Source organism: Klebsiella sp. HMSC16C06, assembly GCF_001808325.1.
Taxonomy (GTDB): Bacteria; Pseudomonadota; Gammaproteobacteria; order Enterobacterales; family Enterobacteriaceae; genus Klebsiella; species Klebsiella variicola.
Genome location: NZ_KV792983.1, coordinates 146,060 through 158,714 on the forward strand (window position 1 = coordinate 146,060; position 12,655 = coordinate 158,714).

Annotated in this window: 14 protein-coding genes and 1 other annotated feature; of the genes, 5 read left to right on the forward strand and 9 right to left on the reverse strand. The window is 57.7% G+C overall.

Annotation, left to right across the window (positions count from 1 at the left end; all coding sequences use genetic code 11):
* The first annotated feature begins 115 nt into the window (after positions 1–115).
* Complete coding sequence (locus HMPREF3142_RS02280; protein ID WP_070611489.1) at positions 116–1,432, forward strand: glycosyltransferase family 2 protein; 1,317 nt, start codon at positions 116–118, stop codon at positions 1,430–1,432.
* Positions 1,433–1,534: 102 nt separating this feature from the next.
* Here HMPREF3142_RS02280 and hisIE read toward each other — a convergent pair whose 3' ends face one another.
* The 9 genes from hisIE to hisL all read right to left on the reverse strand — a co-directional run bounded on the left by hisIE (position 1,535) and on the right by hisL (position 8,774).
* Positions 1,535–2,134: a bifunctional phosphoribosyl-AMP cyclohydrolase/phosphoribosyl-ATP diphosphatase HisIE gene (gene hisIE / locus HMPREF3142_RS02285; protein ID WP_016161460.1), complete on the reverse strand. Its 600-nt coding sequence runs from the start codon at positions 2,132–2,134 to the stop codon at positions 1,535–1,537.
* On the reverse strand, positions 2,128–2,904 hold the full coding sequence (hisF, locus tag HMPREF3142_RS02290; protein WP_008804112.1) for an imidazole glycerol phosphate synthase subunit HisF: 777 nt from the start codon (positions 2,902–2,904) through the stop codon (positions 2,128–2,130). The genes hisIE and hisF overlap by 7 nt, the downstream gene beginning before the upstream one ends.
* Positions 2,886–3,623 (reverse strand): 1-(5-phosphoribosyl)-5-[(5-phosphoribosylamino)methylideneamino]imidazole-4-carboxamide isomerase, encoded by a 738-nt coding sequence (hisA, locus tag HMPREF3142_RS02295; RefSeq protein ID WP_048271893.1) that lies wholly within the window; start codon positions 3,621–3,623, stop codon positions 2,886–2,888. The genes hisF and hisA overlap by 19 nt, the downstream gene beginning before the upstream one ends.
* On the reverse strand, positions 3,623–4,213 hold the full coding sequence (hisH, locus tag HMPREF3142_RS02300) for an imidazole glycerol phosphate synthase subunit HisH (protein ID WP_008804113.1): 591 nt from the start codon (positions 4,211–4,213) through the stop codon (positions 3,623–3,625). The genes hisA and hisH overlap by 1 nt, the downstream gene beginning before the upstream one ends.
* A complete protein-coding gene (gene hisB / locus HMPREF3142_RS02305) occupies positions 4,213–5,280 on the reverse strand; it encodes a bifunctional histidinol-phosphatase/imidazoleglycerol-phosphate dehydratase HisB (RefSeq protein ID WP_008804114.1) in 1,068 nt (355 codons plus the stop codon). Before hisB ends, hisH begins: the two co-directional genes overlap by 1 nt.
* Complete coding sequence (gene hisC, locus HMPREF3142_RS02310) at positions 5,277–6,338, reverse strand: histidinol-phosphate transaminase (RefSeq protein ID WP_048271891.1); 1,062 nt, start codon at positions 6,336–6,338, stop codon at positions 5,277–5,279. Before hisC ends, hisB begins: the two co-directional genes overlap by 4 nt.
* The gene (gene hisD / locus HMPREF3142_RS02315; protein ID WP_016161457.1) at positions 6,335–7,639 is read right to left on the reverse strand and encodes a histidinol dehydrogenase; all 1,305 of its coding nucleotides are present in this window, start codon (positions 7,637–7,639) and stop codon (positions 6,335–6,337) included. Before hisD ends, hisC begins: the two co-directional genes overlap by 4 nt.
* Positions 7,640–7,678: 39 nt before the next feature.
* On the reverse strand, positions 7,679–8,578 hold the full coding sequence (gene hisG / locus HMPREF3142_RS02320) for an ATP phosphoribosyltransferase (protein WP_002912152.1): 900 nt from the start codon (positions 8,576–8,578) through the stop codon (positions 7,679–7,681).
* A gap of 47 nt (positions 8,579–8,625) precedes the next feature.
* Positions 8,626–8,748: a sequence feature (His leader region), on the reverse strand.
* A complete protein-coding gene (gene hisL, locus HMPREF3142_RS28895) occupies positions 8,724–8,774 on the reverse strand; it encodes a his operon leader peptide (RefSeq protein ID WP_004899375.1) in 51 nt (16 codons plus the stop codon). Its footprint overlaps the feature before it by 25 nt.
* Before the next feature lie 176 nt (positions 8,775–8,950).
* Here hisL and HMPREF3142_RS02325 point away from each other — a divergent pair, with 176 nt between their 5' ends.
* From HMPREF3142_RS02325 to plaP, 4 genes are all read left to right on the forward strand, one after another.
* Positions 8,951–9,775 (forward strand): SDR family oxidoreductase, encoded by an 825-nt coding sequence (locus tag HMPREF3142_RS02325; RefSeq protein ID WP_008804116.1) that lies wholly within the window; start codon positions 8,951–8,953, stop codon positions 9,773–9,775.
* 38 nt (positions 9,776–9,813) lie between these two features.
* On the forward strand, positions 9,814–10,704 hold the full coding sequence (locus HMPREF3142_RS02330) for a LysR family transcriptional regulator (RefSeq protein ID WP_043875001.1): 891 nt from the start codon (positions 9,814–9,816) through the stop codon (positions 10,702–10,704).
* A 237-nt stretch (positions 10,705–10,941) separates the two neighbouring features.
* Positions 10,942–11,004: a membrane protein YoeI gene (gene yoeI, locus HMPREF3142_RS30165; RefSeq protein ID WP_096335043.1), complete on the forward strand. Its 63-nt coding sequence runs from the start codon at positions 10,942–10,944 to the stop codon at positions 11,002–11,004.
* On the forward strand, positions 10,994–12,352 hold the full coding sequence (gene plaP, locus HMPREF3142_RS02335) for a putrescine/proton symporter PlaP (protein ID WP_004148994.1): 1,359 nt from the start codon (positions 10,994–10,996) through the stop codon (positions 12,350–12,352). The genes yoeI and plaP overlap by 11 nt, the downstream gene beginning before the upstream one ends.
* Positions 12,353–12,655: the final 303 nt, after the last annotated feature.

Here is a 12,655-nt window from a genome sequence, read left to right on the forward strand (position 1 = left end):
CAATAAAACGCCCATTAGCTTTTTAATTACTAGATGCTGTTTATTTTTCTCAAGATTTCTTTGTTGTATGTTATTAACTAAAATTACTAAAACGTATTAATTGTGAGGCGATCAAATGTCTGAAAGATCCTCAAATGCACTGGTCTCTGTAGTGATGCCCGTGTACGATGCTGCAGAATATATATCTGATACGCTTAATTCCATTTTATCGCAATCGTTAAAGGATATTGAAGTCATCATTATTGATGACAATTCGGCCGATGATACGTTGAAGCTGCTACAGTCGTTTGCTGCTAATGACTCGCGGATACATCTTGTTAATAATTCACATAATATCGGTGCTGGTGCATCACGAAACATAGGATTAAAAATAGCTAGTGGCGAATATATTATTTTTCTTGATGATGATGATTACGCCGATGCTAATATGCTCACACGGATGTATGATCATGCTGTATTGCTGCAAGCAGATGTAGTCATCTGCCGATGTCAATCATTTGATTTACAGACCCATTCATATGCACCAATGCCATGGTCTGTTCGCGTAGATTTACTTCCCCAAAAAGAACTATTTTCATCAGATGAAATCACACATAATTTCTTTAGTGCATTTATCTGGTGGCCCTGGGATAAGCTTTTCCGTCGCCAGGCTATTCTGGATACTGGTTTACAATTCCAGGATTTAAGAACGACTAATGATTTATTCTTTGTTAGCGCTTTTATGCTACTTGCCAAAAAGGTGGCGTTCCTGGATGAGATCTTGATTTCTCATTCCATTAACCGCAGTGGTTCATTATCGGTGACCAGAGAGAAATCCTGGCACTGTGCTCTTGATGCGTTACGTGCTCTCTATTCCTTTATTGACTCACAGCACTTATTGCCCTCACGTGCTAGTGACTTTATTAATTATGCAGTGACTTTTCTTGAGTGGAATTTAAATACGATTTCTGGACCGGAATTTGATTCTTTGTTTACTGCATCCCGCAAATTTATCACTTCGTTGGATATTGATGACAGTGATTTTTACGATGATTTCATTAAGGCAGCCCACCATCGGATAATTCACTTATCACCAGAAGAGTATCTTTTCTCCTTAAAAGATAGGGTATTACTTGAGCTTGAATCCTGTCATTCATCTACAGAGAAGTTGCAAGCGAGTATTGCTTCTCAGGAGCAAGTGCTTAAAGCCCGAGAAGAAGAAATTGATGAGCTAAGTACGTCTGTTGCAGAGAAAAAAGAACGCATTGATAGGCTGATGGAGCGAAATGTATATTTAGAGAATGAGTATCAGAAACAGCAAGAACAGTTAAGTAAACTACAAAATGAATTAAATGAAGCTGTTCAACGTTATTCAGCCCTCATTTCATCATTGTCATGGAAAGTTACAAGACCGTTAAGGGTAATTAAAGCGTTAATCGCGAGGAAAATGTAGTTATTTATCAATAACTCATGCTTATCTTAGTTGCAGAGTGATACTCCTGATTAACGCACAAAGTTGTGCAGGGAGGCATATTAACACCTCCCTTTGTTATTATTACTTATGCCGTGCTCTTAAATTATCAATCACTTCCCCGAGATCCAGCCCCTGGTCCTGCAGCAGCACCAGCAGGTGGTACATCAGGTCCGACGCCTCATTCTTCAGCTCGAAGCGGTCGTTCACCGTGGCGGCCAGCGCGGTCTCCACGCCTTCTTCGCCCACTTTCTGCGCAATACGCTTGGTGCCGCTGGCGTACAGCTTCGCCGTGTAGGAGCTCTCCGGGTCGGCGTGCTTACGCTCGGCCAGCAGCTGCTCCAGCTGATAGAGGAACAGCCACTGGTGGCCGGTTTCGCCGAAGCAGCTGGTGGTGCCTTTATGGCAGGTCGGCCCGATCGGGTTCACCAGCACCAGCAGCGTATCGTTATCACAGTCCGGCGTGATGCTCACTACGTTGAGGACATTGCCCGAGGTTTCACCCTTGGTCCACAGCCGCTGTTTGGTGCGTGAGTAAAAGGTGACCTTGCCGGTGGCTTCGGTTTTCTCCAGCGCCTCCTTGTTCATGTAGCCCAGCATCAGCACTTCGCCGGATACGGCGTGCTGCACGATGGCCGGCATCATGCCGTCCGTTTTTTCCCAGTCCAGCTGTTCAGTCAACATACCCTTATCTCCACGCCCTGTGCCGCCAGGTACGCTTTCAGTTCGCCAATATTAATAATCTGTTTGTGGAATACCGAGGCCGCCAGCGCGCCGTCAACGTTGGCGTCGCGGAAGGCTTCGAGGAAGTGTTCCATGGTGCCCGCGCCGCCGGAGGCGATCAGCGGGACATGGCACACTGCGCGAACCTTCGCCAGCTGCTGCAGGTCGTAACCGTTGCGCACCCCGTCCTGGTTCATCATATTGAGGACGATCTCGCCCGCGCCGCGCTTCTGCACTTCCTCCACCCAGTCGAGGGTTTCCCACTGTGTCACCCGGGTGCGGGTCTCGTCGCCGGTATACTGGTTGACGTGATATTTGCCGGTCTCTGCATCAAACCAGGTATCAATCCCCACCACAATGCACTGCACGCCAAAGCGGTCGGCAAGGCGGGTGATCAGCGTCGGGTCGGCGAGAGCAGGGGAGTTAATCGAAATCTTATCGGCGCCGAAGGAGAGGATCTGCGCCGCGTCTTCCAGCGACTTGATCCCGCCCGCCACGCAGAAAGGAATGTCGATCACTTCCGCCACGCGCGACACCCAGCTCTTGTCGACCACCCGGCCGTCGCTGGAGGCGGTGATATCATAGAACACCAGTTCGTCAGCCCCTTCGTCGGCATAGCGCTTGGCCAGCGGGACGATGTCGCCAATGATCTCGTGATTACGGAACTGCACGCCTTTCACTACCTGGCCGTCGCGGACGTCGAGGCAGGGGATTATCCGTTTTGCCAGCATTGAATGGCCTCCGTTACGTTGAATTTGCCTTCCAGCAGCGCGCGACCGACAATCACCCCGCGCACTCCGGTGCCGCGCAGCGCGGCAATATCTTTGAGATCGCCGATGCCGCCGGATGACTGAAACGCCACCTGCGAGTAGCGGGCGCAGACTTCCTCGTACAGCGAGACGTTAGAACCTGCCAGCGTGCCGTCGCGGGAGATATCGGTGCACAGCACATGCTGCAGGCCGACCGGCAGATAACTTTCCACCAGCTCCTCCAGCGTCACGCCGGAGTTTTCCTGCCAGCCGCTGACCGCCACCTGCTTGTTGCCGTCGGCGTCAATGCGCACGTCGAGCGCCAGCACCAGCCGTTCAGGGCCAAAGCGTTTAAACCAGCCTTTCACTTCCTCCGGGGATTTCACCGCGGTGGAGCCGACCACCACGCGTGCGACGCCGGCCTCAAGCAGGGCCGCGACATCCGCTTCGGTCCGCACGCCGCCGCCAACCTGTACCGGGACGTCAACCCCGGCGACCAGCGATTTCAGCAAGGGGATCTGGCGTTTCGCCGGATCCTTCGCCCCGGTCAGGTCGACCAGGTGCAGGACTTCCGCCCCCTGAGCGGCATAGGACTGCAGGCGCGGCAGCGGATCGCTGCCATAGTCGCGCTGCTGGCCGTAATCGCCCTGGTGGAGACGAACGACGGTGCCGTCGATTAAATCTAAAGCAGGAATAATCATCACATCTCCAGGAAGTTTTTCAGCAGCTGCGCCCCGGCGCTCCCGGAGCGCTCCGGGTGGAACTGCACGCCAAAGAAGTTATCTTTCTGCACCGCGGCGGTGAACGCCTCGCCGTAATTGCACTGGGCGATGGTATACGGGTTGACCGGCATGGCGTAGCTGTGCACGAAGTAGAAATACGCGCCTTCTTCAATGCCGCGGAACAGACGATCGCCTGCTTTGGCATACACCCGGTTCCAGCCCATGTGCGGCAACGGCAGACCGTGGTCGGTCATCTTCGGCACCTCTTCTTCGATAATGCCCAGCAGATCGACGCCGTTGTTCTCCTCGCTGCGCTTGCCGAGCAGCTGCATGCCCAGGCAAATCCCCAGCACCGGCTGGGTACAGGCTTTGATCAGGTCGATCAGATCGCGGTCGCGCAGCTGGTCCATCGCCGCCTGGGCGGTGCCGACGCCGGGAAGAAACAGTTTATCGGCACGCAATACCACCTCAGGATCGCGGCTGACCACCGGCTCATAGCCGTGGCGGCCAATCGCCGATTTCACCGAATTGAGGTTGGCGCACCCGGTATCAAGGATCACCACATTCATCACAGCACCCCTTTGGAAGACGGCAGGGCATCGCCCTGGACGCGGATCGCCTGACGCAGCGTACGGCCAAAGGCTTTGAACAGGCTCTCCACGCGGTGGTGATCGTTCTTGCCCTTGGTTTTCAGGTGCAGGGTCACCGCCATGGTGTAAGAGAGCGAGCGGAAGAAGTGTTCCACCATCTCGGTGCTCAGATCGCCGACGCGCTGATAGGTGAAGTCCGCCTTATACTCCAGATGCGGACGGCCGGAGATATCCAGCGCGCAGCGGGCGAGACACTCGTCCATCGGCAGCACGAAGCCGAAGCGGTTGATGCCGCGTTTGTCGCCAAGCGCCAGCTTCAGGGCTTCGCCGAGGGCCAGGCCGGTATCTTCCACGGTGTGGTGGTCGTCGATGTACAGATCGCCGCCGACGTTGATCTCCATGCGGAAGCCGCCATGGGTGGCGATTTGGTCGAGCATATGGTCAAAAAAGCCGACGCCGGTGTGGATCTTGCTGCCGCCTTCACGGTCCAGCCACACCTTCACGTCCACCTGGGTCTCTTTGGTGATGCGCTCGACGTGGGCATAGCGGTCGCGGCGGGTCAGCTGCTCGCTGATGGTCGGCCAGTCCAGGGTCTCACGGTCATAGCGCAGGCCGGTAATCCCCATGTTATCCGCCAGCTCAAGGTCGGTGGCCCGGTCGCCAATCACATAGCTGTGGCTTTTATCCAGTACGCCGTCTTCCAGCCACGGCAACACCAGCTGCGTTTTCGGTTTGCGGCAGGCGCAGTTGTCGCCCGGGAAGTGCGGACAAATCAGCACCTCTTCGAAATTGACGCCCTGCGAGGCGAAGATCTGCATCATCAGGTTGTGCGGGCCATCAAATGCTTCCTGCGGCAGACTGTCGGTTCCCAGGCCATCCTGGTTGGTGATCATCACCAGCTTATAGCCTTCCTGCTGCAGCTTCAGCAGCGCCGGGATCACCTGCGGCTCAAACGCCAGCTTGTCGAAACGGTCCACCTGGAAATCCACCGGCGGTTCGGAAATCAGGGTGCCGTCACGGTCAATAAAGAGATACTTCTGGGTCATACATTCTCCGCAGTCAAGGCGTCAATCACGCGCTGGCTCTCAGCACGGGTACCGATAGTGATACGCAAACAGCCGCTCAATGAAGGTTGTTTATTCTGGTCACGTAAGATAATGCCCTGATCCCACAAAGATTTAAACACTGCGCTGGAGGCGGTTATCCGCGCCAGAACGTAGTTCGCCTCGGAATCGAAGACCTGCTCCACGCAGGCGATGCCGCGCAGCTGTTCCACCAGGTAGCGGCGCTCGTCGAGGATCTGCGCCACGCGCTGGCGCATCGCCGCGATGCCTTCCACGCTCAGCGCCTGGGCGGCGATATCGGCCACCGGCGTGGAGAGCGGATACGGAGCGATCACTTTCAGCAGCACGTTAATCACCTCAGCGTTGGCGAGGGTGAAGCCGCAGCGCAGGCCGGCAAGGGCGAAGGCTTTGGACAGCGTGCGCAGCACCACCAGGTGCGGATAGTCGCTGAGCCAGCCGGCGAGCGTCGCCTGCGGGCAGAATTCAATATAGGCTTCGTCGGCGACCACGATGGCTTTATCGCGAGTCATCTCCAGCAGGTCGCGTATCGACTGCGGATCGATGATCTGACCGGTCGGGTTGTTCGGGCTGCAGACAAAGACCACCTTCACGCCGTCCAGCTGCGCCTCGATACCCGGCAGGTCGAGCTGCCAGTCGGCGAGGGTCGGCACGGTGCGGCATTCGACGCCGATGGTCTCGGCGCTGACGCTGTACATGCCGTAGGTGGGGGGGCAGTAGAGTAGCGCGTCTTTGCCGGGCTCACAGAAAGCGCGGATCAGCAGCTCAATCCCTTCGTCGGCGCCGCGGCTGACCAGCACCTGCTCCGGTTTGACGTCGGCGTAGCGGGCGTAGCTCTCGATGACTGCCTTCGGCTGCGGCTCCGGATAGCGGTTCATCGTTTGCGCGGTAAGCTGGAAAGCCACGGCGGTCGGGAATTCGTTGGCGTTCAGCCAGACGTCGCCTTTGCCGCCCAGACGGCGAGCGGATTGATACGGGGTCAGCGCACGGACGTTGGCGCGGGCTAAATCTTCAATGCTCATGCTTGCTCCTTCAGGGCGGCAACGCGCAGCGTTACGGCGTTTTTGTGGGCGTCAAGGCGCTCGGCGGCGGCCAGGATCTCAATCGTTGAGGCAAGGGCGGCAAAGCCGTCGCGCGACAGCTCCTGCACGGTCATCCGCTTCTGGAAGTCGGCCAGGCCGAGGCTCGAACAGGTGGCGGTATACCCATAGGTCGGCAGGACGTGGTTGGTGCCCGAGGCGTAATCGCCCGCGGATTCCGGTGACCAGTCGCCGAGGAAAACCGAACCGGCGCTGGTGATGCTGTCCACCAGCTCGCGGGCCTGACGGGTCTGAATGATCAGGTGCTCCGGACCATACTGGTTGGAGATAGCCACGCACTGCGCCAGGTCGCGGGCCACGATGATCCGGCTGGCGGAGAGGGCCACGCGGGCGGTTTCCGCGCGCGGCAGGGCGGCCAGCTGGCGTTCGACGGCCTCAGCGACGCGGCTGCCGAGGTCGGCGTCCGGGGTCAGGAGGATCACCTGCGAGTCCGGGCCGTGTTCCGCCTGCGACAGCAGGTCGGAGGCGACAAAGTCCGGGGTGGCGCCGCTGTCGGCGATCACCAGCACTTCCGACGGGCCGGCCGGCATGTCGATGGCTGCGCCGTCCAGACGCTGGCTGACCTGACGTTTGGCTTCCGTGACGTAAGCGTTACCCGGGCCAAAGATTTTATCCACCTTCGGCACCGACTCGGTCCCGAGAGCCAGGGCGGCGATGGCCTGGGCGCCGCCGACGTTAAAGATGGTTTTCACGCCGCACAGCTGCGCGGCATAGAGGATCTCATCGGCGATCGGCGGCGGCGAGCAGAGCACCACCTGCTGACAGCCGGCGATGCGCGCCGGCGTCGCCAGCATCAGCACCGTGGAGAACAGCGGCGCCGAGCCGCCCGGAATATACAGCCCGACGGAGGCGATAGGGCGGGTGACCTGCTGGCAGCGCACCCCCGGCAGCGTTTCGACATCCACCGCCTGCAGCTGTTGCGCGTTGTGGAAGGTCTCGATGTTTTTCACCGCCACCGCCATCGCCTGCTTCAGCTCGTCGCTGAGGCGTTCGCCGGCGGCGGCGATCTCCGCCTCGCTCACCTGCAGCGCGGCGACGGTGGTTTTATCAAACTTTGCGCTGTATTCGCGCAGCGCCGCGTCGCCGTTGGCTTTGACGTTATCGAGGATCTCCGCCACCGTTTTACTGATGCTGTCGGAGGCGGAAATCGCCGGGCGCGTTAAGAGTTGTTGCTGTTGGTCTGCGCTACAGCTGTTCCAGTCGATGATTGTGTTGAAGCTCATGATTGTTTTCCCCTGTGTGTCCCGTGACCGGCTGGCCGATTACTCCATCATCTTCTCAATCGGCAGCACCAGAATGGAGCTGGCGCCCAGCGCTTTCAGTTTTTCCATGGTCTCCCAGAACAGGGTTTCGCTGCTGACCATGTGCATCGCCACGCGCTGCTTGTCGCCTGCCAGCGGCAGAATAGTCGGACGCTCGGCGCCCGGCAGCAGGGCAACCACTTCTTCCAGGCGTTCGGTCGGAGCGTGCATCATGATGTATTTCGACTCGCGGGCCTGGATCACGCCCTGAATACGGGTCAGCAGGCGGTCAATCAGCTGCTGTTTGGCGTCGGCCATCTCGCCGTCGCGCTGGATCAGGCAGGCTTTGGAGCGGTAGATCACTTCCACTTCGCGCAGACCGTTGGCTTCCAGGGTGGCGCCGGTGGAGACGAGGTCGCAGATGGCGTCGGCGAGGCCGGCGCGCGGCGCCACTTCCACGGAGCCGTTCAGCAGACAGGATTTAAAAGAGATACCTTTTTGATCGAGGTAGCGCTTCAGCAGGTGCGGGTAAGAGGTGGCGATGCGTTTGCCGTCCAGCGCCGCCGGGCCGTTCCAGGCTTCATCCACCGGGGTCGCCAGCGACAGGCGGCAGCCGCCGAAGTCGAGACGACGCAGGGTGAAGTAGCGCGGGTCTTCGCCCTGAGCGCGGCGGCTGAGCAGCTCTTCTTCCAGCACGTTTTCGCCGATAATGCCGAGGTCGACAACACCGTCCATCACCAGGCCCGGGATATCGTCATCACGCACGCGCAGAATGTCGATTGGCATATTTTCCGCCAGCGCAATCAGACGCTGGGTGTGCAAATTGACTTTAATGCCGCAGCGGCTGAGTAATTCGCGTGAATCTTCGCTTAAACGGCCTGATTTCTGAATAGCTATGCGTAAACGGGTGTTGTCTAACATTGTTCTTTTCCTCTGAATACCTGTCTGAATCTGTCCGAATTTGGTCCAAAAAAAAGCCCCCGGAAGTGAATCTTCCGGGGGCTCTCTGCGCGTTCATGCACCACTGGAAGATCCAAATGTCTTCCAGCACACATCGCCTGAAAGACTAGTCAGGATGATGGTGATGATGGTGGTGTTTAAATTGAACGCGGTTCATAAAAATTCTCTGTGAATGACTATGCATTTGATGTCCTTTAACCTAAACCACTTCCGCCGCAGAAAGCAAGGGCTTTTTTCTATCATTAATTCATTTCACATTGAGCGAAGAAATTGTCAGTTGCCGCTGGCTGGCGTAGCCTGTAATCAGCACAGCGAAAGAGTCAGGAGCCTGGGATGAAAAAGGTCGCGATAGTCGGTTTGGGATGGCTGGGAATGCCGCTGGCGCTGTCATTGATGGCGCGAGGCTGGCAGGTCACCGGCAGTAAAACCACGCAGGATGGCGTGGAGGCGGCGCGGATGTGCGGGATTGACAGCTATCCGCTGCGCCTGGAGCCGCAGCTGGTCTGTGATACCGAGGACCTCGACGCGCTGATGAACGTCGATGCGCTGGTGATCACGCTGCCGGCCCGGCGTACCGGGGCGGGAGAAGGGTTTTATCTGCAGGCGGTGCAGGAGATTGTCGATACCGCGCTGGCGCACCATATTCCGCGGATCGTCTTCACCAGTTCCACCTCGGTGTATGGCAACGTCAATGGCACGGTGAAAGAGAACTCCCCGCGTCTGCCGCAAACCGCCAGCGGGCAGGTGCTCAAGGAGCTGGAGGACTGGCTGCACAACCTGCCGGGAACCTCGGTGGATATTCTGCGTCTGGCCGGGCTGGTGGGGCCTTCCCGTCATCCGGGACGTTTTTTTGCCGGCAAGTCGGCGCCGGATGGCCAGCACGTGGTCAATCTGGTGCATTTGCAGGATGTGGTGGCCGCTATCGAACTGCTGTTGCAGGCCCCGAAGGGCGGGCACATCTATAATCTATGTGCGCCCCGCCATCCGGCGCGCGGCCTTTTTTATCCGCAGATGGCCCGTGAGCTGGGGCTGCCGCCGCCGGTGTTCAGCGACAGCCCGGACGGCGGCCAGGGCAAGATTGTGGATGGCAATCGTATCTGCAATGAGCTGGGGTTTGAGTACCAGTACCCCGATCCGCTGGTGATGCCGATGGAGTGATCTACCAGCGGTGATTCGCATACCGTAAGGGGGTAGCGATGAAACCACTGCTGGATGTCCTCGTGATCCTCGACGCGCTGGAAAAAGAGGGGAGCTTTGCCGCCGCGTCGGCAAAGCTCTTTAAAACGCCCTCGGCGCTGAGCTACACCATTCACCGGCTGGAAAGCGATCTCAATATTCAGCTGCTTGACCGCAGCGGCCACCGCGCGCGCTTTACCCCCACCGGACAAATGCTGCTGGAGAAAGGGCGGGAAGTGCTGCATATCGCCCGCGAACTGGAGATCCGGGCGGTCAAGCTGCAGCAGGGGTGGGAACACACCCTCCGCCTGGCGGTGGACTGCACTTTTCCCGTGACGCAGCTTTCGCCGCTGATTGCCGCATTTTATCAACAACAGCCGCTGACCCGGCTGCACTTCACGCAGAACCCCTCGCTGCTGGACTGGCGCCCGCTGACCGACGGGCAGGCCGATCTGCTGCTGGGCGCCCTCGGCGAGCCGCCGCCGCTGAGCGGCTATGACTATCTCCCCCTCGGCGAGCTGGAGCTGCTGCTGGTGGTTTCCCCGCAGCATCCGCTGGCGCGACACCGCGCTCCGCTGAGCTGGCGGACCCTGCGCCGTTACCGGGCGGTGGCCACCGGCGAGGGCGGGGCGCTGCTGAGCGATCAGGAGACCCTGACGGTGTGTGACGCCGCGGGGCAGCTGGCGCTGCTGCGCATGGGGCTGGGCTGGGGCTGTCTGCCGCGTTACCAGGTGCAGGGGCTGCTGGAGAGCGGCGAGCTCATCAGCATGGCGGTTCGCGGGCTGTCGCCCCGCCAGCATGCCTGGATCGCCTGGAATGACGCCACCTGCGGTCTGGCCAGCAAATGGTGGCGGGAAACGCTATTAGCAAATAGTGCTATTTTTACAATTTATCATACGGAAATCGTATAGATATTAGCACGTTAAAAAATACGCTTACGCAATGAACTTCATAACATCTTGTCAACGCCGTTGAATTTGTTGCAAAATATGCGGCCTGAAAACCAGAGACTAGCCGACGCTTTTTTTAAAAGTGTCGGTTATTTTTTTGGTCGAAAGACACATCATTCAATACCAAGAGGCCGGGCTTCGTACCGGATAGATATTTACTAAAAACCGACAGTCGTTGTCGCTGAGGAATAGAAAGAAATGGGGCAATTTTTTGCTTACGCGCTGGCGTTCACCGTAAAAGGGGATAACTATGTCGCATAACGCTACTCCAAATACCTCTCGCGTGGAATTACGTAAAACGCTTACGTTAGTTCCGGTTGTAATGATGGGCCTGGCCTATATGCAGCCGATGACGCTGTTCGATACGTTTGGTATCGTCTCTGGTATGACCGACGGTCACGTGCCGACGGCCTACGCCTTTGCGTTAATCGCCATTCTGTTTACTGCCCTGAGCTATGGCAAGCTGGTACGTCGTTACCCTTCTGCCGGCTCGGCGTATACCTATGCGCAGAAATCCATCAGCCCGACCGTCGGCTTTATGGTGGGTTGGTCCTCGCTGCTCGACTACCTGTTCGCGCCGATGATCAACATTCTGCTGGCGAAAATCTATTTTGAAGCGCTGGTGCCTTCGATTCCGTCGTGGGTGTTTGTTATCGCGCTGGTCGCCTTTATGACCGCCTTTAACCTGCGCAGTATTAAATCCGTGGCCAACTTCAACACCGTGATCGTGGTGCTGCAGGTGGTGCTGATTGCCGTTATTCTCGGCATGGTGATTTATGGCGTGTTTGAAGGCGAAGGCGCCGGTACGCTGGCCAGCAGCCGTCCGTTCTGGTCCGGTGACGCGCACGTGATCCCGATGATTACCGGGGCGACGATCCTGTGCTTCTCGTTTACCGGCTTCGACGGCATCAGCAACCTGTCTGAAGAGACCAAAGATGCAGAGCGCGTCATCCCGCGGGCGATCTTCCTGACCGCGCTGATTGGCGGCCTGATCTTTATCTTTGCCACCTACTTCCTGCAGCTGTACTTCCCGGACATCTCGCGCTTTAAAGATCCGGATGCGTCACAGCCGGAAATTATGCTCTACGTAGCAGGTAAAGCCTTCCAGGTTGGCGCGCTGATCTTCTCCACCATCACCGTGCTGGCTTCCGGTATGGCGGCGCACGCTGGCGTGGCGCGTCTGATGTACGTGATGGGCCGTGACGGCGTGTTCCCGAAAAGCTTCTTCGGCTACGTTCACCCGACCTGGCGCACCCCGGCGATGAACATCATCCTGGTCGGCGCTATTGCGCTGCTGGCGATTAACTTCGACCTGGTGATGGCGACGGCGCTGATTAACTTTGGTGCGCTGGTGGCGTTTACCTTCGTTAACCTGTCGGTGATTTCGCAGTTCTGGATCCGTGAGAAACGCAACAAGACGCTGAAAGACCACTTCCAGTATCTGTTCCTGCCGATGTGCGGCGCCCTGACCGTTGGCGCGCTGTGGGTCAACCTGGAAGAGAGCTCGATGATTCTGGGCCTGATCTGGGCCGGTATCGGTCTGGTCTATCTGGCCTGCGTGACCAAAAGCTTCCGCAACCCGGTGCCGCAGTATGAAGATGTGGCCTAAGGCATAGCGTGATGTAAATGAGAAAAGCCGGAGGGAAACCTCCGGCTTTTTTTCGTTTGGCCCGGTGCGATACCTTTTGCCCGGCGGCGCTGCGCTTGCGCGGGCCTACGGTGATGGTTAACCTTCTGAAATTTAATGGTTATGTAGGCCGGGTCAGGCGCAGCCGCCACCCGGCAATATGTTGGGCACGGAAACGACGACCGGACGGTTCCCTCTCCCTCCGGGAGAGGGTTAGGGTGAGGGGAAGCATTGCAGTGTGGTTGTTTATGTTATCTGTGGCTTCAGCGTAGTTTGCGCTCCCGG